Origin of the sequence: Vibrio sp. McD22-P3 (assembly GCF_021568915.1) — a bacterium.
Classification (GTDB): domain Bacteria; phylum Pseudomonadota; class Gammaproteobacteria; order Enterobacterales; family Vibrionaceae; genus Vibrio; species Vibrio mediterranei.
The window spans coordinates 120477-140343 of sequence record NZ_JAKGTN010000016.1; the positions used below are offsets into that span (position 1 = coordinate 120477).

Annotated in this window: 17 protein-coding genes; 12 read left to right on the top strand and 5 right to left on the bottom strand. The window is 44.7% G+C overall.

Annotated elements, in window-relative coordinates; all coding sequences use genetic code 11:
- Nucleotides 1-90: 90 nt before the first annotated feature.
- Nucleotides 91-1296, top strand: a complete 1206-nt coding sequence (locus tag L2W36_RS18835) for a tyrosine-type recombinase/integrase (RefSeq protein ID WP_236111136.1) — start codon at nt 91-93, stop codon at nt 1294-1296.
- A gap of 187 nt (nt 1297-1483) precedes the next feature.
- On the opposite strand, the gene L2W36_RS18840 is transcribed toward L2W36_RS18835, so the two are convergent.
- Nucleotides 1484-2080, bottom strand: coding sequence for a hypothetical protein (locus tag L2W36_RS18840; protein WP_236111146.1), 597 nt, complete (start codon nt 2078-2080; stop codon nt 1484-1486).
- 400 nt (nt 2081-2480) lie between these two features.
- Between L2W36_RS18840 and L2W36_RS18845 the strand changes: the two genes are divergently transcribed.
- Both L2W36_RS18845 and L2W36_RS18850 read left to right on the top strand, forming a co-directional pair.
- Nucleotides 2481-4628 carry an ATP-binding protein gene (locus tag L2W36_RS18845; protein WP_236111148.1) on the top strand — a complete coding sequence of 716 codons (2148 nt, stop codon included), beginning with the start codon at nt 2481-2483 and terminating at the stop codon, nt 4626-4628.
- A gap of 8 nt (nt 4629-4636) precedes the next feature.
- Entirely contained in the window at nt 4637-6007 is a 1371-nt protein-coding gene (locus tag L2W36_RS18850) for a hypothetical protein (protein ID WP_026958156.1), read from the top strand.
- On the opposite strand, the gene L2W36_RS18855 is transcribed toward L2W36_RS18850, so the two are convergent.
- Nucleotides 5991-7526, bottom strand: coding sequence for a DNA cytosine methyltransferase (locus L2W36_RS18855; RefSeq protein WP_236111151.1), 1536 nt, complete (start codon nt 7524-7526; stop codon nt 5991-5993). The two genes, L2W36_RS18850 and L2W36_RS18855, sit on opposite strands and share 17 nt — an antisense overlap.
- Nucleotides 7527-8569: 1043 nt before the next feature.
- Here L2W36_RS18855 and L2W36_RS18860 point away from each other — a divergent pair.
- Together L2W36_RS18860 and L2W36_RS18865 are read left to right on the top strand one after the other, a co-directional pair.
- Nucleotides 8570-9535, top strand: a complete 966-nt coding sequence (locus L2W36_RS18860) for an integrase domain-containing protein (protein WP_236111152.1) — start codon at nt 8570-8572, stop codon at nt 9533-9535.
- A 5-nt stretch (nt 9536-9540) separates the two neighbouring features.
- The gene (locus tag L2W36_RS18865; protein ID WP_236111155.1) at nt 9541-9816 is read left to right on the top strand and encodes a hypothetical protein; all 276 of its coding nucleotides are present in this window, start codon (nt 9541-9543) and stop codon (nt 9814-9816) included.
- A 177-nt stretch (nt 9817-9993) separates the two neighbouring features.
- On the opposite strand, the gene L2W36_RS18870 is transcribed toward L2W36_RS18865, so the two are convergent.
- Complete coding sequence (locus L2W36_RS18870; RefSeq protein ID WP_147724822.1) at nt 9994-10710, bottom strand: hypothetical protein; 717 nt, start codon at nt 10708-10710, stop codon at nt 9994-9996.
- Nucleotides 10711-10726: 16 nt separating this feature from the next.
- Nucleotides 10727-11569 (bottom strand): hypothetical protein, encoded by an 843-nt coding sequence (locus L2W36_RS18875; RefSeq protein ID WP_236111158.1) that lies wholly within the window; start codon nt 11567-11569, stop codon nt 10727-10729.
- A 143-nt stretch (nt 11570-11712) separates the two neighbouring features.
- Between L2W36_RS18875 and L2W36_RS18880 the strand changes: the two genes are divergently transcribed.
- The 4 genes from L2W36_RS18880 (at nt 11713) to L2W36_RS18895 (ending at nt 14492) form a co-directional block, all read left to right on the top strand.
- Nucleotides 11713-12048, top strand: a complete 336-nt coding sequence (locus L2W36_RS18880; protein WP_236111159.1) for a hypothetical protein — start codon at nt 11713-11715, stop codon at nt 12046-12048.
- A gap of 243 nt (nt 12049-12291) precedes the next feature.
- Complete coding sequence (locus tag L2W36_RS18885) at nt 12292-13986, top strand: DUF927 domain-containing protein (protein WP_236111161.1); 1695 nt, start codon at nt 12292-12294, stop codon at nt 13984-13986.
- Entirely contained in the window at nt 13983-14267 is a 285-nt protein-coding gene (locus L2W36_RS18890; RefSeq protein WP_236111163.1) for a helix-turn-helix domain-containing protein, read from the top strand. Before L2W36_RS18885 ends, L2W36_RS18890 begins: the two co-directional genes overlap by 4 nt.
- Nucleotides 14268-14492, top strand: a complete 225-nt coding sequence (locus L2W36_RS18895) for a hypothetical protein (protein WP_236111165.1) — start codon at nt 14268-14270, stop codon at nt 14490-14492.
- Between the two features lie 333 nt (nt 14493-14825).
- On the opposite strand, the gene L2W36_RS18900 is transcribed toward L2W36_RS18895, so the two are convergent.
- Entirely contained in the window at nt 14826-16196 is a 1371-nt protein-coding gene (locus tag L2W36_RS18900; RefSeq protein WP_236111168.1) for an NCS2 family permease, read from the bottom strand.
- Nucleotides 16197-16585: 389 nt separating this feature from the next.
- Here L2W36_RS18900 and gmk point away from each other — a divergent pair, with 389 nt between their 5' ends.
- The 3 genes from gmk (at nt 16586) to spoT (ending at nt 19823) form a co-directional block, all read left to right on the top strand.
- Complete coding sequence (gene gmk, locus L2W36_RS18905; RefSeq protein ID WP_031494034.1) at nt 16586-17209, top strand: guanylate kinase; 624 nt, start codon at nt 16586-16588, stop codon at nt 17207-17209.
- 178 nt (nt 17210-17387) lie between these two features.
- The gene (gene rpoZ, locus L2W36_RS18910) at nt 17388-17660 is read left to right on the top strand and encodes a DNA-directed RNA polymerase subunit omega (protein WP_006071268.1); all 273 of its coding nucleotides are present in this window, start codon (nt 17388-17390) and stop codon (nt 17658-17660) included.
- 45 nt (nt 17661-17705) lie between these two features.
- A complete protein-coding gene (gene spoT / locus L2W36_RS18915; RefSeq protein WP_006071270.1) occupies nt 17706-19823 on the top strand; it encodes a bifunctional GTP diphosphokinase/guanosine-3',5'-bis pyrophosphate 3'-pyrophosphohydrolase in 2118 nt (705 codons plus the stop codon).
- Nucleotides 19824-19867 lie beyond the last annotated feature (44 nt).

Below are 19867 nucleotides of genomic sequence, written 5' to 3' on the forward strand. Positions count from 1 at the left end.
CTTTCAACCAACTGGTGAGTTTAATGGTGAGTAGGATTGATCTAGTATGCCCTTAAATGGTGAGTAACTTTCCATGATAAGGAGAACTATATGGGTAAGCTCAACGCACGAAAAGTCGCTGCTTTAGCCAAAGATGAACCACGCAAAACCGCAGATGGCAACGGCCTCTACTTCGTCGTACCGACTTCTGGAGAACCTTTTTGGATCTTGCGATTTTCAATCAACGGCAGCCGCCCAGAAATGACACTTGGATCCTATCCAGAACTATCCCTGGCTGACGCACGTGATGCCGCCTTCCAGCAGCGAAAGCTCATTAAACAAGGCATAAATCCACTGGCCGAACGTCAACGCCGTCAATGGTCAGGTATAGAAACCGTCGAGCAACTGTTCGATGATTGGTATAAAAACGATCTTCAAGTAAGACTGCAACACGCTAACATCCCCAAGCGTATCTACACCAAAGAAATCCACCCAGTGATGGGCAAAATAAGAATCGATCAAGTCACTGCTCTTGATGTAAGAGAAGTAATCAAGCGCGTCGTAGATAGTGGCCGCAAAAGCATCGCAAATGATACCTTGATGTACATGAAACAGCTTTTTCGACATGCCAACAAACTCGATCTCACACAGTTCAACCCGGCAGCAGCTTTTCGTGTCAACGACGCAGGAGGTGTTGAAAAAAGTCGAGAGCGTGTTTTAACCGAAGACGAGATAGCAACTGTGTTTCGAGTGTTCAGAGAGAACAATGTAAGCTTTACACGAGAAAACTATCTAGCTTGCTGCTTATATCTAGTGCTAGGCGTCAGAAATAGCGAGCTATGCCAAGCGCCTTGGGATGAGTTTGATTTAGATAATGGGATCTGGGAGCTCCCCAAAGAGAGAACCAAAAATGGCATACCATTAACTATTCCACTTCCTCGCCAAGCTGTGGAATGGCTGCAAGAACTCAAAATCAGAGCTCTTGATTCCGATTATGTATTTCCGAGTAGAAGGAGGAGCAAAAATCCATACATGGGCTCAGATACAATAACCACCGCTATTAAATATTTGTTTGGTCGTGACAAAGAGAGGCCAACCAAAAATAAAATGGAAGGGGTTGATTACTTTGTTGTCCATGACCTGCGTCGTACCTTCAGAACACTGGCTTCAGCCGAGGGCATTGATGGTCAAGTGGCTGAAAGATGTCTAAATCACAAACTCAAAGGTGTTGAAGGCATCTACAACCGTCACGATTTTCTGGAGGAGCGACGAGAAGCACACCAGAAGGTTGCAGATCGCATCGCTAAGTATCTTTGAGCAAATACTCGCCATAACCTTGGGAACTCGGGAAAGTGGGAAATCAGGGAAATTGGGAACACTACCCTTCCTTGCCACTCCCACACCGTTTGGCCTGATAAGCAGCATACCAATACACTCCTCCAACGGCAGCTATCGTCAAAAGCAGCCCTGCTAGCCAATACCAAAGCAATTCCATACTGCCTCCTCAAATCGTTGAATCAAATGGTTCGCAACTAATACCACCACAATCGAAGCCAGTATCAATACTGGTCATGCTGTCATCCCCAAACACATTGCCGCCGATATCAATACAGGAGTTTTCCATCATGGGAAGGCCACTTGCTGGATTGATATCACCACACAAAAATGAAGAACTCGAATCAGAGGCATAATCTGCGGCATCTGGTATCAATTCCACACCTACCGCATCAACCAATCCAGCTTGGTATACTCCTGAACTTAATAAGCCAGATGCCGAGCTAGCTCCCATCGATATCGATCCATGCCCTTGGAACCGTCTCACCCTGTTAGTGCTGGCTCTGGGCCTGCCATAACGTCGATGTAGCTTGTTCACGCAATAAGCTGCGGTAAACAGGATAATCAAAAATGAAATTGGGCTGGGCAAGGCAAACAACAACGCCACAAAAAGAACCAATTTCACCATCACTTTAAGCGGCCAGAGCCAATCACGAATAACTGCTGTCTCCGCCTCTTTTTCTGTGAAAGCATGAGGTTCAATACCAGCGCTGCCAGGATGCCTTGCCGCAGCCTCCGCTGAAACAGCTTTCATTTTGATAGCCATACCAGTTCCTCATTTAGTTACACCTCATAAACCAGTCTGGCACAACACATCGAATACGCAATAAGCAATTGAAAACAAATGAAATGCACTAACAGAACACTAAGAGAAACCTCAGAATTTTAAGCTATTACGCTGCTGAAAGCCCCCCTGAACCACACAAAAATTGGTGTGAGCTAACCCCCATAGAGTACAAAACTAGTTTAATAATTATGATATTAGGGGCATTATCACAGACGAATAGCTAAAACTACTTGCTTAATCATAAAATTGGAACAGTGAAGGCAATCAGCAAGATTTCCTCACCTACAGTATTCTAAGTTTACTTATCGTAGGCCACCGAATAAAACACAAAAGCTTTGATTATGCAGAAGGCTAGGTCACTCATGTTTGAGAGGTAGAAATGGAAGATAAAATGCCACTAATTACGCCGTTTAGAGCAAATGCCCACTTGCTCAAGCTTTTAGGTGATGAATTAATTGGCGACGACCGTTTGGCTGTATTTGAGCTCGTAAAAAACGCTTACGATGCCAACGCAACTAAAGTGGACGTTACGCTGAACTTAGATGGTGATAACCCGCACATTATTATATGGGATCACAACGGCTTCGGTATGACCAAAGAGGACATCCTAAACAAGTGGATGGAAATAGGTACAAACAGTAAACGTAGCAAAAATAAAGTCAGGACTCCAGCTCCACTTAATCGCCTACCTCTAGGAGAAAAAGGAGTTGGCCGCCTAGCTGTTCATAAATTAGGTAAGCAACTTACAATCAACACAAGAGCTAAAGATTCTGCAGAACACCAGATAACTATTGATTGGCCCAAATTGATTGACGAAGCTCAGTACATTGAAGATACGCGAGTAACAATTACACCTCTAGAAACACCTAAGTATTTCAAATCAGAAACGGGGACAAGAATTGAAATTGGTGACTTAAACAACACACATTGGACTCGTGGTGATTTAAGACGCCTTAAACGCCTATTGACTAGCCTTATCTCGCCATTCAAGACTGTATCTGACTTCGATGTAAATTTGAATGTTCCAGGCAGAGAAAAGGAAGTCGCAGATTTACTAGAAGCTAAAGATATACTCGACAAGGCACTGTGGACATATGATTTCATTATCGATGAAAATGGTCAGTTTTCGTCGACCTACTCTTTCAATCCTCCTCAAACATTCAAAGAGCTAGCTTCTTCCTCTATAGAAACTAAAGATGAGCAACTTGAACTTTTAGAACCTAGCAAAGAAGAAGAGTTGGCTCGCGAAGAAGCGATTCGCGAATCATTATTGCTAAAACCTGAAGATATTAAGGGAATCGGTCCTATATCCGGCACCTTTTATATATTCATGAAAACTGGAGCTGTGTTAAGCGCTATTGGTTCTCCCCAATTAATTAAAGATTATTTAAAGGAACAATCTGGAGTACGCGTATACCGAGATGGTATCCGCGTCTTCAACTATGGCGAAGGGAAAGATGACTGGCTCGGTTTAAACGCAGGAAGAATCAATATGCCTGGTCAAAAAATCGATACAGGAATGGTTATTGGTGGTATTGATTTAAACCTTGAGGATAGCGCCGGTCTCAAGGAAAAAACAAACCGTGAGGGTTTTGATGATAATGACACTTATAAACGTTATCGATGGATAGTCGCTAGTGTGATTGAAGATTTTCACTTAAAGCACAGAAATGATCGTGAAGCTCTTGATGCCTACCTAAAAGGAGATATTAAAGATGCGTCACCAGCAACAACTCGCTTCACCGAGAGCATTGAAGACATTAAAAAAACAATCAAAAAACACAAGCTTGAAGAAGAAATGAGCGGTAAAGTTGCACAAATTGAATCAGACTATCTTCAAATGAGGGAGGTTACTTTAAGCTCTGGCATAGCTGGCATCAATTTGGCTGTAATATTTCACGAGGTAGAAAGGGGGGTTGATGATCTAAACGAAGCAATCCGACAGTCTGATGATTACGAAACCCTTCTAAAACGAGCAGAACATCTTGCTGAATTACTCGAGGGCTTTGCTCCACTTCTCCGCCGTAATGAACAGAAAACGTTTAACATCAAAGCTCTTACTCAAAAGATTATCAAACTTAATACACATCGATTCAAACACCACAATGTGACTATATCTTGTCCTGTCAATACTGACGAATCAGAATCGTTTGAGGTTACGGCACCATTCGGTTTACTTCAAGCAACCTTAACTAACCTGATCGATAACTCAATTCATTGGACAAACTTAAAAGCTGAGAAAAAAGGTAGTGATTTTAAACCTGCTATACGTATCGATACCCTTCCCAACTGGTTTAAGGAAGGTCCAGCATTAGTTGTTATGGATAATGGCCCTGGCTTTAGTTTGACCCCAGAAGAAGCGATCCAGCCTTTCAAAACCTCTAGACCTGGCGGTATGGGGGTTGGGCTTTACTACGCCGATAAAGTGATGGAAACAATCGGAGGTAGACTTCAAATATGCAACCCAGAAGATTTAGACCTACCTGAAGCATATCAGGGGGCAGCAGTAGTAATGATTTTTTGCTAGGAATAATAATGATCAGTTTACCAAGTATCGTTCTTATAGACGATAACAAAGAAGACTTAGATATACTTCAAGATAGTTTTACGCGCATGGGCTACCCATGCTTCCCTATACACTATCAAGGAGATGATCCCGCCAATGAGTCAGGAATAGATCACGTCAAACTCGACATGATCAAGCCACGCATCGTAATTTCTGATCTTAACCTTCAAGAGCTTCAAAAAGTTGATGAAAAACAACTAGCTGGCCCAATTGCAGAAGTTCTACATAAGTTACCACTGAGTGGCCCATTCATCTTGTACTTTTGGTCTCGTAATGCAGGCACTGTCGATCCTGTAATGCAAGTGATTTATGAGCGATATACCGATATACCTCATCCTATACACTGGGGAGTACTAGACAAGACTCAGTTCAAATCAGGTCAACAAGACCTAGCAGAACGAATTACTACTATAACTAAAGAAAGTCAGGTGTTCGATGCATTATGTAGCTGGGAAGGCCGGGTCTCAACTGCAGCACAAAAAACAACAGATTCATTGTTCAACTTAGCTCGCGCGACCGAACATGAAAGTTTAGGTGAATATAAAGATAAAACCACTACCAAACTTCAGTCCATGCTATCTGTAATTGGTAATGAAACCTTGGGTGTAAAAAATGCTGCAGAAGAACCAGATATAGCGATAGAGCTTGGCTTAGAACCAGTGCTTCATGACCATATACAATCAATGTATGAGCAAATAGAACCTTCTGTATGGACTGATGCAGCCAATGAGATTGGAAAGCGAATCAGGGCAGACAGTGATGTGAAAGCATATCTAAACTCCTTTTATCATGTCGAAGAGTTAGACGCTGAGGCCTCCAATACCAAACGTGGGACTTGGGTAGAGTTTGAACCTACCTACATGAACAACCCTGACAATGCTCAGAAAATCAAAAACCATTTTGGCAGAAAAATCAAAGCGCTACTGAATGAAGAATTTCTAAACTGCGATATTGGTGACAGTACTGAAAGAGCCGAAGCTCACGCAGCAACAAGGCTAGGCTTTCTAGAGCTGTCTGCGGAATGTGATCAAGCACAGCGGAAAACAAAGCTTCACAGATACTTTTTATCCGCAATGATCCCTGTTGAATACGAAAGATTTACATTTTTTAGAGAGCAGGACAAAACCAAGCATTCTGGGATTTATCGTTTACCTAACATTAGAGTTTGTGAACAGGAATATATCGTTAAAGTAACTTTTATGTATCAGGTTGGGGCAATTCCAGATTTTAACAAATGGCTTGGCAAGCCAATTTTTAGGCTAAAAGATCAGATTTTGTCAGATATTAGCTTCAATGCATTTCAACATGCAGCACGACCAGGGATTATTCGCTTTGACTAAGTAGCTCAATCACAATCTTACCTATCTGCTGTGCCAAATAGGGTGGCACAGCATTCCCAACTTGAACATATTGCTGGGTTCTATTCCCTTCAAACTTATAATTATCCGGAAATGTCTGCAAACGAGCGGCCTCTCGAACTGTTAAGCTTCGGCATTGCTTCGGATCATAATGAATAAAGTAATGCCCGTCTTTTGAAATATGACTTGTCACCGTTGTTGAGCACTTGTTTGCCGCTTGAGTTCTAAAGCGGTCAGCATGAGAGCCGGAATTCCAGTTCTCATGAGCAGGAGCAAGATCTCTTGGGAAATCTCTCGCCTTAGGAGAAGTACCACCACTTAGCTGTGTATATGCAGCGCTGTAAGCGTAACGGAGCAAGTCACTTTCCATATGACCACGAGTTTCATGATTTAACACACAAGGTGGCTCAACCGCTCGATACCATTCAATTAAGTGCTCGGGCATTTGAATTGGGCACTCGACGGGCTGAGACGCAGAGCGAGCGAGATTCTTATGCGGTTTAATGTCTAAATCTTTTGATTGATTAAATTGCGTCTTCAGTAATCGTTTAACTTGGGTAGCATTCTTAGAAACAACGCTCCCCCAATCAGTCGCGTTGTCTTTACGCTTAGAAAAGCCACTTCTGAGCTTAGGCAAATCAGCCAATACTTGCTCTACTGTTGATCTATATTCAAATGGTGTAAGTATCCTTGGTACTTTTTCAATATCAGCACGTACACCAAGTAGAATGACACGATGACGAGCTTGGGGAACACCATAGTTCTCCGACTTAATTAGAAAGTTGGTAGGGTCGTCATAAGTAGGGTTAGTTGGGTCGTTGGCATCAACAACCAAAGAAAAAACTTTGTATCTCGGTGTTACTATTTTAGTAACGCGCCCCGGCGCTCTAAGATCTTTTAAAATGCGAGGGAACATAATTTCCCCGTCTATTTTTGCAGAAAGTATACCGCGTACATTCTCCATTACGAAAACATCCGGCTGCGCAATAGATAGCACTTTTAAATATTCTTTATACAAAAAGTTACGATGATCTTTTTCTGCCTTGTAGTTCTTTATCCCTGCATTGCGAGAACGGCCAGCCAGTGAATAAGCTTGGCATGGCGGCCCGCCTATGACGACTCTAGGCTTGTTGCCATGCTCCTTAACTAGCTTTGTAATACGTTGATGAATATCGTCGTTGTCATCACCAAGGGCATGAGGAGTGTAAAGCGTTTCTTGCTGTGCTTGTTCAGCCTCTTTTGCGAAGCGAGCAAATAGCTCTTCCCGGCTTAACTTACCCAAGAGATAATCGTTGTAGCTTCTTAAGCCCACCTCAGTATCTTTTACCTTTCTGTAAAAAGCCCTTGTGGTTAACGTCATGTGCGCAGATGGTTCCTTTTCAACAGACACACCGATTTTAAATGGTCGATTTCCTTCCTTATCAGTGACTGAAGATACCCCCTCACCTAACCCGCCTGGGCCTGCAAAAAGGTCAATTACAAGAACTTCACCTGTTTTCATTACTTCACTATTACTGTCATTTTTAAACGCTAGGCAATCATACCAGGCAAATAAACATAAACAATTACTTTATGCCTCCACTCTCCAAATAGACAGGTGTACGCTCTTTATTCCCTTACCCGGTCAAAAAACAATCAAAAAACAATCAAAAAACAACTGTTAAGTTTCAAAGCACAAGCTATGACTTAACAATCCAAAACCAACCTAAAAGTCGCTTTTCGATTTCGATTGACGCTGCTCTTTTCTTGCGCAAAGATGAAGGGGCATCAACGGTAGCTGGCCAAAAACAGCAATAACAAGATACCTATCTACTCAAAGACTTTGGTCTTTAAACTCTAACCCAGAACGGGGGAATTGCCCCTACTGGGCACTCCCTCGCCTGATTGTTCTCACACCGAGGGAAACACCATGATTTTTTTGATTATATTTGCGGCACTATGCTGCTGTATTGCTGTGCGTACGCTTTACTGCACAGCCAAAGTTACCTGCGATCAGACTTGTTCGATTGCAGAATCCAGACTCAATATCGAGCCTGCCTACTTCACCAGAGCACCTCCTGCTCTGCAACACAAACCAAATAGCAGTTTTACACAGCTGTACTCCAGCCCCCGTCTCTGTCTCCCGTCAGGGAACAGAGACGGGGGTAGCTACCCCCGACGAAAGCCTTGTCGCTCAATGCGGCAGGGCTTTCGCACCGCGCACAAAAATGCACGAAAAACCCTGCTTTTCGCAGGTTCCTTCCATCAATACAATGAGACAAAGACGATGACATTAGCCGGATCTGCTACCAGTACAGCGCATCTATGCAACAAAGCAATGCAACGAACCAGGTAGTTGAATGAGTTGCTTTCTCCATAGCGATGTTCATTCGTAACTGTTTAACAGTAATTAACACCGTGGGTATCGGGCTTATCTACTCTATGTACCGAGCAAGATCTCGGAGGCCAAGCAGCAAGCAGAGCTGTTAGAAAAACTGCCTTATCACTTACCAATCAATGATGAAAAGCATGGCCGCTAGTTGAATAACCTGAGGGACGACAGCAATGAGGTGCGAACGAGCAAATCCAGACGCTTACAATTTTGGCTTACAAAACAGGGATATGATCCGAGCTGGGTTAAATGCGCTAAAGGAAGATGTGCAAAGTTTTCAAACACGAGAAACACTCCATGATCGATGGCGGGTGTTTGCGACCTGGGCGAAAGCGGAGCTTGGGATAAAAGACATGCGTAAGCTGGAGACTCATCACCTACAACAATATGCTGCGCATTTACGAGATCGCTTTGAGCGTGACCAGATCTCACCGGCGACTGCACAGAATTATATGAGTGCCGTAAATCGGGTAATGGAGATCGCTCGTGGAGATAACCAAGTTCGAGTTGATCCGGTCCGTGAAGGCGGCTTACCAACCAGAGCCGGTGTTTGCGAACAAAGCCGAAGTGCTACACCTAAGCTTCATAATCTCGCCATCTCTGCTGCATCTGAACGAGTTGGCGTATTGTTGGAACTACAACGCGAATTTGGATTACGATTTGAAGAGTCAGCCAAGCTAAATGCTGAAGCTGCGCTTAAACAGGCCACAACAAAATCTGTAATTGATATTAAAGATGGCACAAAGGGAGGACGCCACCGTTGTGTACCTATTGTCTCGCAGCAACAAGTAGAAGTTTTACAGCGTGCGGCTGCAATTCAAGATGGCAGAAGCCTGATACCTGCTCACCAGACCTACAAAGAGTTTCGCCAAGACGCTTATAAAGAAGCCGCCCGTTTACCTGTTAACTTTCATAGTGAACGCCACCATTATGCTCAAGAGCGCTACCTGACACTGATGCGAACTGAATGCCCAGTTCGAGCGGAAGTTGGTCACGGTAGGCCTCACCATCAATACCTTGCTGAAAAGCTGAAGATCAGCGTTTCACATGCTAGGGCATTGGATAAAGAGATCCGTAGCCAAGTAGCGCGAGAACTTGGGCACGGGCGTATTGATGTGACAAACAGTTATTTGGGCTGAAGACTATGGAACGATGGGTCAAGCAGAGGTGCCATGAATACGTTCGCCATGGCGGTAAAGTTGCTCGTCGCAATATGGTGAAACGACTGATTGCTGCATTGGAAGACATTGCAGCGCACGAACATGGAGTGAAACAGCCTCCGCAAGTGGGTCGTGCGCATATTCATCGCTACTACAACCGGCGAGGCGATTTGAGTGAAGCTACTTTGAGAGATCATTTTTACGCATTTTGCCTGCTCTGGAAGCTGCTTGGCAGAACCGGTGAGCCACCAAAGCCTTAAAGCGACAGGGTTGCGCCCAGAATGGGCAACTACAGAGTGCGCTATCGCCAATGGAAACAGATAAAATGTAATAACTTCAGTGAGCAATAACTCATTGAATACGCGGTAGCTGGCCGCGAAAAACAATCAGCATTTACTTAGCCTCCGACTTTCACATGTGAAAGTCGGAGCCCAACATCAACAACGGGGATAGCTAGTCACTAATGTTCGAGTATCCCCGTTTTTTAGCACAAGGAAGCGAAATTCATCATCAGGATGCCGCCACTCCTCAATGTTATCGGTTGTGCCATATTTTCGAACCTTATGCTGACGAACCTTGTCCGTTAAAATGGACCTGCATAACTTAGGGTGCTGCAAGCGCTTAACCAGTGACAACCAGGGGTTCTTTGGCTTGCCTGAGCAGAGCCGAGATACATATTGCTCTACAGCATGTTTGGTGATTTTCACCTTGCCCATCGCGGGTGTGCTGATGGTCTGAAGCTCACAGGACAAATCGCGCGAATCAACGGCAAGTTCTACTATTGGAACATCGTCAAGCACTGGTAGAAAATCCTTCGACTGTGAAACCTCGATCGTGACACCAGCCATACGATTTTGCAGAAAGGACGAGTATTTATAGACGTATTTTTTATCGGAGCGACCAAGGGCAAGCTTTTTGATTGCACCTTTCGATACAGTCAAACGATAACCGTTGCCAGAACCCGGCTCACGACCAAGTACCAGCTCGACAAAGAGCAAATGCTGGATGGCATACAACTCCGCAATCAGCGCACTATCGCTATGCTCAAAATCTAAAGTTACATCAAGAACGCCGCCTCGCTTGGTGCCAACACGCCAGTATACATGTGCTTGTGAGTCAGATTGCTTCTCGGAAAATGTCGTTAATGTCATCATCAGCTTGGCCTCTTACTCAGGAGTCATCTTGAGTGATGAACAGATGAGGCTGACCTTGCTCAAGCAAGTAAGGTGCAGTTACGCTTTGCTCACCGAACTGTAAATTACCAGACGCAATGTATAAGTAGACCCACTCCGGCAACTTTTTGCTGACTGAAGCATAGATTTGCTCTAGGGGAAGAGTTGCTGTTTTTCCAGGCGTTACCTTGAAGCGATGGTAACGATACTTGTGGTTGGATCTGAAGGTGTAGGCTTGAGTGCTGCTCTCGACAAAATCAGGGCTAGCGTGAATATAAGGCTCAATGATCTGCGCCCGCACGTAGCAAAGATCACGGTTGGTCATGCCTTGTTCATACTGTGGGCACCCTAGAGCATTGCTATAAAAGTAGAACTCGGTAGTTTCATCATCAGTGGCTGATGTTTTTTCATAGCCAACATCAAGCTCATCCAAGGTTTCTGACATCGCCTTCGTTACCTGATTGAGTAGGAGCTTCTGAGCCTGTGCTGGCGATTCTGCCTCAGATTGTGGCATCCAAGCTACGATGCTATTTCGTTGGGCTGGATCTGGGTTTTCCAGAGCAGCAGTGAGCAAGCCGATCCCGAAGCCTTCTGACAGGCTCATGCCCAAGCCCGCAGTTGAAGTGAAAAGCAAAGTGTTTGCAGCTGCATCACCTACAAAGCTTAACGATTCATAGTCGGCTCGCGGAACCTTCTTGTCTTTTACGTCATATAAACCACCGGCCTGCGCAATGTTGTAAGCGCGGCTATGGCTGCTGTCATAAACGACAGGCTCTGAGGTTGAAGCGCAGCCTGTGATTGCCACACAGGTGGCTATCGAGAGATAGATTAATTTATTCATTTTGACACTCCTTTGATTTAGTGAATAAATTCATAATCTCACGAAAAAACCAACATGCAACCCCTAAAAATCAATAAGTTAACGATGTTCTGACACAGCAATTCAGGGCACTAAAAACACTGTCGACACAGTTAAGGATAAGTATGAAGAACTTAAATCAAGCAAAGCTAGAAATAATAAAAGAGGCGATTGATCGCTGCCAGGGTGGAGATGCCAACATCAGCTGGCATTTCGATAAGCTGGTTCTGGTTATCAATGCTGACTACAGCGAATTTTCATCTGATTCGAGGATGTACGGTTCCAACAATCCATGCGGTATTCTTCAACCTTGCAGGGTTTACGTCACGTCGCAATCACCATGCAAAATAGTAATGTTTCCGACCAAGTTTGATGAAAAACTGTTCATTGCTGCACAAAAAAAATTTGGCAACCTTAAGGAATTTGGCACTATGCACCAGTTGAAATATTTGTTCCTATAATACCGCTCTCGATTTCGACCTCACGCTTTCACATGTGCAAGAGAATCACTTTATGATGCTGTAACAGCCATTTAGCCAAAACCATCTCACCTCACACTTAAAATCACCGCCAAATAGCCCGGTTTGGACAGTTCCAGAGTGCTAATCATTCAACCAGCACAGATATCATATCCAACGTCGATGAAATGAACTGAAAACAGCTGAAAACTATAGCGCCGCGGCCTATTAAATTAGGAGTGATTTATGAACCAAACAGTAATAGCCAAGAAAGTTGGTTTGATCTTGGAACAGGAAGATAAGGCACCTGTGCAAATCGCAGGCCCCATGAGTGTCAAAGCCTTCACTTATGATCCTGACTTTAAACGAGGGTTTGGCATTTTGATTCAGTGGTGCTCACGAGTCGGTGAACATCATGAGCGAGTATTCAAGATGAAAGACATTCTTGCAGATGGTGGTCGTTCAATGATTCAAGTGCTTGCAGATACCGGTCTGTACATTCACCACAAGCAGGGGTACTGGAAGCATATTATTGATTACGTTCTCTCATCATCGCCAGATGAAACTGTGGTAACAGTCGAGCAAACAGGCTGGTACTTCAATCAATTCGTTACGCCAAATTGGACTGCTGGGTTTAGTGGCCAGGAAGTGATTTTTCAGAATGAGTCAGCTGAGCAGTTAAGTGCGAGAGGTACGTTTATCGATTGGCAAGAGTCGGTTGCCAGCCTATGCAAAAATAATGCGTTGATGAGCTTTGCGCTGTGCGCTGCTTTCGCCGCTCCACTCCTATCAAAGCTCGACTGGGACTCATTTCTTATACATATATTAGGTGGTTCAAAATTTGGCAAAACCACCTTACTTAGGCTTGCAGCTTCTGTGTGTTCTGACTTCAATTACTGTGACTCATGGAGCAGCACTGCCAACGGACTGGAAGCCAGAGCGAAATCTCGTAACAACATGATTGTTCTGTTGGATGAATTTCAGCAGGCAGACCCTGAGGCAATTCTTTCTGGTGTTTATCAACTAGGCAATGGCACATCAAAGCTGCGGGCGACAAAGAATGCCAATCTTCAAGAGCAGTTCCACTGGAGCATCATCGGGCTATCTACCGGTGAGGTTAGTCTTGCCCAAGTGTTAGCCCAGGCAAATCGAAAAGTTCAAGCTGGCCAGCTGATGCGCTTTTTTGAAGTCCCTCTGTTTCAAAGATACGGTGCCTTCGAGCACATACATGGATTTCCTTCTGCCAAAGAATTTGCAGAACACATAACACAAATAACATCACAACAATTTGGCACAGCACTTCAGCCCTTTTTAAATCAAGTGGCATCGATTGACGATCTTCGGGGGAGGCTGCAAGCCAAAATTAAATCGATATCCGCGCTGTGGCTTGACTGTTACGAGTTGGCCAAAAGCAATCAAATTGGTTTCGCAACGGATCGTTTTGCTTTGATTGCAGCAGTAGGAGAACTCGCCATTGAGATCGGAGCCCTTCCTTGGAATAAGGGCAGCGCAATACTGGAAATCGGCAAGGTGTTTGAGGTTTGGGCTGCCAATCAAGATGAGGACTGCAATTTTGAAGAGCGAAATATAAAGAGCCACCTTCGGCAAATTATTCCCAAGTGGCAGTATTCAATGAGCTCACCAGGGGAGGTAGCCAAAAATGGATGGTGGCGCTACGAAAATGATGAACTTTGCTGGCATATCCACCGAGATGCGTTTAAACGAGCCTTCAATCTAGATTTCAACAATCAGGTCACTCAGACAGCCATATATCTCAATAACCAAGGCTGGCTGCACACCAATGAGCCAGCTCGCGGCACTTTCAAAAGCAGTATTTCTGGCCGAATAGCTCGAAACTTTAAGATTTTCCCAGCCAAGATCGCTGAACAATTAGAACTGAGCGTCGACTTTAGCCACTTTCAACAAGGAGGTGAGGCATGATTTCCCACTTTCCCATTTCCCAAAAGGAACGAGCGGAAGCTAAAGCGCTTCTGGCAGATATCAAGACCGCAACAGAAGAACTCCGCACCTTGATCACATCGCAAAAGCAGTTTCTTAGTGCTGAAGAGACGGCTCAGTACACAGGCTTGTCAGTTAAATACATCTATAAGCTGACCCATAGCAAGCAGATCCCGCACTACAAGCCAAATCGCAAGCTGTACTTTAAGCGCGATGATCTCGATGCATGGTTGATGTCCCACCGGGTGGAGGAGGAAAAATAAATGCCTTATACTGAACCGACTCTGACACAAAGAGCCGAGATTTTGACGGCATACGGTGAATCGGAGCGCCTGGTGAGAGAAGCTGAGCGTAAACAGATCACCTCCGTCAGCAACACCACTTGGTGGAGGCTGAGCCGAAAAGGCCAAGTCCCGGTAGCCAAGCAAGTTGGTGCAACCAAGTCTTGGTTGCTGTCCGATCTGCTGCTGTGGATGCAACATCAGTAAGTTAACCAAAATTTTTTTGGTGAGTATATCGGTGAGTAACAAATATTGGTTACTCACCATAATTGATTGAAAGCATTGATTTAAAGGGCATTATCAATGCTATTCTACGAGCAGATTCAGAATATTGAGTAAATCTGTTAAATGATAAAAAAGCAGGCCTCGGCCTGCTTTTTTATTGCTTGAATATCACAAGTTAGGAGTTAAATTGACCGTCACCATTGCACTGGTAGGGGTATACTCAACACACGCACCAAGCCCAAGAAGATTCTAGCGGGCACAGGTGCACTGCTCGTGAAATAGCATTGCTGTGACGAGCACTGCCAACTAAAGTGATTACAGAAGTGCTAAATACGCCATAAACACCACAGACAACACATAAATCACAGGATGCACCTGTTTCCCTTTCCCTGCCACAACCATACTAAATGCATAACTGATAAAGCCCATCGCCATACCGTTTGCTGGTGAGAAGCTTAATACGGTAAACATAATGGTGAAAAAGGCAGCGATGCGAGACTCTTTCTTTTCCCATTGAATATCACCTAAGCGACCAATCATATAGATACCAACCACGACCATAGCTGGCGCTACCATTGCCGCAGAGAATAGCGAGAACAACGGGTATAGGAAGAGTGATAGTAGGAATAGACCCGCTACGACGACTGCAGCTAAACCAGTTTTTGCACCTTGTGATGAGGCAATACCAGACTCTGAGAATGCCGTGACTGATGTGGTACCAAACACTGAACCCATTACTGTACCGCCTGCATCTGCAATCAGCGCTGAGCGTGCATTAGGCACCTTACCATCTTTATCAATGATACCGGCATCACGACCTACCCCTACGATAGTGCTGAGCCCATCGAAGAAATCGACAATCAAAAAGATGATCATAATAAACAGCAGATCAAACATCTTCTCTGCGTTAATCCCTGAGAAATCGAAGATGGCACCAAAGCTGCTCGCCATGCTTGGTGGCATTGCCACGAGTTGTTCTGGGATTGGCGCATTGTTGGTCCCCATGAAGGTATCAGCCAAAATCGTAAGCACTATGGCAGACACAAAAGAGATAAATGTAGCCAACTTAATATCGCGAACCATACAGCCTAATGCGATAAAGATACTGATATACGCGATGATGACTTTCGGGTCAGAAATATCGCCCATACTCACGAGAATAATTGGGTTGGATACGATAATGCCCGCATTCTTAAGACCAAGAAATGCAATAAACAAACCAAGAGAAACGGTAATAGCGAGTTTCAAATCTTCTGGAATCGACTCAATCATCGCTTTGCGTATTTTAGTTAGCGATAAAATAAGATAGATAACGCCCGAGAAAAAGATACCAAGTAGCGCTTCATGCCAAACCAATGCCACAGAACCACTTAACAGCATACCTTTAAAGAAACCATTCATGCTCATGCCGGGGGCTAGCATCACTGGGTAGTTACCAAAAATACCCATGATTAGCGTAGCGAAGGCCGCAGCCAAAGCCGTTGCTGTAAATACAGCGCCACGCTCCATTCCAGGAATGTCCCCCAAAATGGCTGGGTTGACCGCCAAAATGTAGCTCATAGCGAGGAAAGTGATAAAGCCAGCGTATACTTCAGTACCGATAGTGGACTTACGCTCACTCACTTTGAAGGTGGATTCAATGATAGTAGGGCTAGCTTGGCGTTGCCCGGTTAGTTCTGCACTCACAGTAGGACCTATAGCGATAAAATGGGAGACGCAAACGTATGCGCGATAGAAATATTGGCGCGAATTCTAATCAGACTCAGGAATAAATCAATGCTTTTGTGAGTTATTTTTATCTCTTTAAAAACAAAACGTTGATATTTAAGCAAACGTTTGCTTTCAAGGAAAAAGAACAACTGGCTTCTGCGATGTTTTTGCTCCCTTTTAAAATGCAGCCACACGTTGCCTGAGCACTCACCGGATGACTTGTCGAGCTCCTAGCAAACATGATACTCTTCGCCTCCATTTTTCTGGCCGATTTTTAAACGTTTTGGTCAGTGAACGTATAGAATAGAAGTATCAAATAACGATATTCTCTACCCCTTCAACCAAGATGTGGACTCTGAAAAATGATAGGTAAAGGTACGCTTTATATCGTGTCAGCACCAAGCGGTGCTGGTAAATCGAGCTTAATTTCAGCAATGTTGGAAAAAAACCCGACATACGCAATGAAAGTATCAGTGTCTCACACGACTCGTGGTATGCGTCCTGGTGAAGAAGATGGCGTTCATTATCACTTTGTTGAGAAGACCGATTTTGAATCGTTGATCGAACAAGGTGCGTTTTTGGAATACGCCGAAGTCTTCGGAAACTACTACGGTACTTCTCGTCTATGGATTGAAGAGACGCTAGAAAAAGGCATCGATGTATTCTTGGATATCGACTGGCAAGGCGCTCGTCAAATCCGCGAACAAATGCCAGAAGCGAAAAGTGTCTTTATTTTGCCACCATCTAACAGTGAGTTAGAGCGTCGCTTGAACGTACGTGGTCAAGACAGTGATGAAGTGATCGCTAAGCGCATGAGCGAAGCGAAGTCAGAAATGTCTCACTACAATGAGTACGATTACGTCATTGTCAACGACGACTTCGACGGCGCACTTGTTGATTTTAAAGCTATTTTGCGTGCTGAGCGTCTTAAACAAGACAAACAAGCGGTGAAATACAAAGGTATGTTAGACGCCCTACTCGCCGAGTAAGGTAGATTTTAACCACTTCCTTGCAAAGTGAGGCTCAAAATAGGGTCTCACCCTAAGCAAATAATGCAATAAACCAGAAGTAACAGTAGCTAATAGGATCATTTGTGATCTAGAATCTAAACGTAATAGCCTGTATACTTTCTCGTCATCAAAAATTTAGTTAACTATTGGAGTTCTTATGGCACGCGTAACTGTTCAAGACGCTGTTGAAAAAGTTGGTAACCGTTTCGACCTAGTTCTTATTTCGGCTCGCCGCGCACGTCAGATGCAAATCGGTGGTAAAGATGCATTAGTGCCAGAAGAAAATGATAAGCCAACGGTTATCGCACTTCGCGAAATCGAAGAAGGCTTGATCACGAAAGAAGTACTAGATGCACGTGAACGTCAAGAGCAGCAAGAGCAAGAAGCTGCAGAACTAGCGGCAGTAAGCAGCATTGCTCACAACCGTTAATTCCTAGTACCTAATCAGAGTTCCATCGACTTTCGGGCCTAAAATTTGTACCTATTCGATAGCCTTAAAGACGTTGCCCAAGAATACCTAACAGAGCCTCAAATTGAGGCTCTGCGTCAATCTTATGTGGTAGCAAGAGATGCCCATGAAGGGCAGACCCGCTCTAGCGGTGAACCATACATCATCCACCCTGTTGCTGTAGCTCGCATCCTCGCGGAAATGCGTCTGGATATTGAAACGCTACAAGCAGCACTGCTGCATGATGTTATTGAAGATACGGAAGTCACCAAAGAAGAGCTAGAAGAACAATTTGGTACGACGGTGGCGGAACTCGTCGACGGCGTATCTAAGCTCGATAAGCTTAAATTCCGCGATCGTAAAGAAGCCCAAGCAGAGAACTTCCGTAAAATGGTTCTCGCTATGGTGCAGGACATTCGCGTTATTCTTATAAAGCTGAGTGACCGTACCCACAACATGCGCACGCTTGGGGCTCTTCGTCCTGACAAAAAGCGACGCATCGCTCGTGAAACCCTTGAAATCTATGCGCCACTTGCGCACCGATTAGGTATTCACAACATCAAAACCGAGCTTGAAGAGCTTGGCTTTGAAGCACTTTACCCAAACCGTTATCGCGTACTAAAAGAAGTAGTGAAATCGGCACGTGGTAATCGTAAAGAGATGATTCAGCGAATCCATAGCGAGATTGAAGGACGACTTAATGAAGTTGGCCTCAACGTTCGCGTATTGGGACGTGAGAAAAACCTCTTCTCTATCTACAACAAGATGAAAACCAAAGAGCAACGATTCCATACCATCATGGATATCTATGCTTTCCGCGTCATCGTAGATACTGCAGACACTTGTTATCGAGTCCTTGGTCAAGTCCACAGTCTGTATAAGCCACGCCCTGGTCGCATGAAAGATTACATCGCGGTACCAAAAGCGAACGGCTATCAATCCTTGCACACCTCAATGGTGGGCCCTCATGGCGTTCCAGTAGAAGTACAAATTCGTACTGAAGACATGGATCAAATGGCGGACAAAGGTGTTGCAGCGCACTGGGCATACAAGGGTAATGGCGACCGTACTGGCACCACTGCACAAATTAAAGCGCAGCGCTGGATGCAAAGCCTACTTGAGCTACAACAAAGTGCTGGCAACTCCTTTGAATTCATTGAAAACGTAAAATCGGATCTGTTCCCAGACGAAATTTACGTGTTCACACCAAAAGGTCGTATTGTCGAACTGCCACTTGGCGCAACCGCCGTCGACTTTGCTTACGCAGTCCATACCGATGTCGGTAACACCTGTGTGGGTGCGCGAGTGGATCGTAATCCATACCCACTTAGCAAAGCACTGAAAAACGGCCAAACCGTCGAAATCATCAGCGCACCAGGTGCAAGACCGAATGCAGCATGGCTTAACTATGTGGTGACTTCACGTGCCCGCACTAAGATCCGTCAGGTTCTGAAGACAATGCGCCGTGAAGAATCTGTAGTTTTAGGACGCCGCCTGCTGAACCATGCTCTAGGCCGTCACTCTGTTGATACTATCTATCCTGAAAACATCAACGAAGTGCTAACTGATCTCAAACTGGGCAGTATTGATGACCTGCTAGCCGCTATCGGCCTTGGTGAGTTGATGAGTATCGTTATTGCTCGTCGTCTACTTGGCGATACCGATGAACTGACGCAGACCAGTTCAGTGCCAACGTCGGGCAAACGCTTACCGATCCGTGGTGCAGAAGGTATCTTGCTGACGTTTGCGAACTGCTGTCATCCTATTCCAGATGATCACATCATCGCACACGTTTCTCCGGGCCGCGGCTTGGTGGTACACAGAGAAACTTGTCCGAATGTTCGTGGTCACCAGAAAGAGCCTGATAAGTACATGGCGGTTGAATGGAGTGACGATTACGAGCAAGAGTTTACTGCTGAGCTAAAAGTTGACCTGCAGAATCACCAAGGTGCGCTCGCAGAGCTGACTAATGTGATTGCCAAGACAGGCTCTAATATTCACGGTATCTCTACAGAAGAACGCGATGGCCGTTTGTACACAGTCACTGTACTGCTAACGACCAAAGATCGTGTTCACTTAGCTGGTATTATGAAGCGCATTCGTGTGATGCCACATGCACTACGTGTTAGACGTCGTAAGAACTAACACAACTGCTTGATCTAATACGGGTTCGATAATTATCGAGCCCG

Coding starts and splice junctions, on each gene's coding strand:
- L2W36_RS18835 (WP_236111136.1), top strand. CDS start 91: ATGGGTAAGCTCAACGCACGAAAAGTCGCTGCTTTAGCCAAAGATGAA.
- L2W36_RS18840 (WP_236111146.1), bottom strand. CDS start 2,080: ATGGCTATCAAAATGAAAGCTGTTTCAGCGGAGGCTGCGGCAAGGCAT.
- L2W36_RS18845 (WP_236111148.1), top strand. CDS start 2,481: ATGGAAGATAAAATGCCACTAATTACGCCGTTTAGAGCAAATGCCCAC.
- L2W36_RS18850 (WP_026958156.1), top strand. CDS start 4,637: ATGATCAGTTTACCAAGTATCGTTCTTATAGACGATAACAAAGAAGAC.
- L2W36_RS18855 (WP_236111151.1), bottom strand. CDS start 7,526: ATGAAAACAGGTGAAGTTCTTGTAATTGACCTTTTTGCAGGCCCAGGC.
- L2W36_RS18860 (WP_236111152.1), top strand. CDS start 8,570: ATGAGGTGCGAACGAGCAAATCCAGACGCTTACAATTTTGGCTTACAA.
- L2W36_RS18865 (WP_236111155.1), top strand. CDS start 9,541: ATGGAACGATGGGTCAAGCAGAGGTGCCATGAATACGTTCGCCATGGC.
- L2W36_RS18870 (WP_147724822.1), bottom strand. CDS start 10,710: ATGATGACATTAACGACATTTTCCGAGAAGCAATCTGACTCACAAGCA.
- L2W36_RS18875 (WP_236111158.1), bottom strand. CDS start 11,569: ATGAATAAATTAATCTATCTCTCGATAGCCACCTGTGTGGCAATCACA.
- L2W36_RS18880 (WP_236111159.1), top strand. CDS start 11,713: ATGAAGAACTTAAATCAAGCAAAGCTAGAAATAATAAAAGAGGCGATT.
- L2W36_RS18885 (WP_236111161.1), top strand. CDS start 12,292: ATGAACCAAACAGTAATAGCCAAGAAAGTTGGTTTGATCTTGGAACAG.
- L2W36_RS18890 (WP_236111163.1), top strand. CDS start 13,983: ATGATTTCCCACTTTCCCATTTCCCAAAAGGAACGAGCGGAAGCTAAA.
- L2W36_RS18895 (WP_236111165.1), top strand. CDS start 14,268: ATGCCTTATACTGAACCGACTCTGACACAAAGAGCCGAGATTTTGACG.
- rpoZ (WP_006071268.1), top strand. CDS start 17,388: ATGGCACGCGTAACTGTTCAAGACGCTGTTGAAAAAGTTGGTAACCGT.